The organism is Vibrio sp. 10N.222.55.C6, assembly GCF_041473395.1.
GTDB classification, from domain to species: domain Bacteria; phylum Pseudomonadota; class Gammaproteobacteria; order Enterobacterales; family Vibrionaceae; genus Vibrio; species Vibrio crassostreae_C.
In genome coordinates, this window is the sequence record NZ_JBFRSD010000777.1 from 1 (window position 1) to 375 (window position 375).

Consider the following 375-nt stretch of genomic DNA (forward strand, 5'->3'; position numbering starts at 1 on the left):
AGATCAGCTTGGACACCGAATTGGGTTTTAACAGTCAGGGCTACCTTGCGCCTTTCTTCTCTCCAAATGATCAGAACAGCTTTGATGCCGTCGCAATGGAGAGCTTCAGCAATACCGATCTCAACAGCAACGGTGAGCGCAAAGACGACTGGCACTTAATGCCATACCAAACCGGTAAGACATTTGTGATGGAACCCTATTTCTATCCAGTTCGCGGTAAGCAAGAGCTCATCACTACCATCAGCCAACCAATCAAACAAGACGGGAAAATCATTGGCTCAATTGGTTTTGATTTGTCTTTGTTTGAGCTTCAAAGCCAAAGCGAATTGCTTGCACGTAACTTGTTTGATGGCGAAGGAAAAATCCTTATTACAT

The 375-nt window shown here is 44.5% G+C and carries 1 pseudogene; it reads left to right on the forward strand.

The annotated features are described in order from the left end of the window. Nucleotides 1–375, forward strand: a pseudogene (locus AB4486_RS26115) (cache domain-containing protein); the annotation flags it as partial.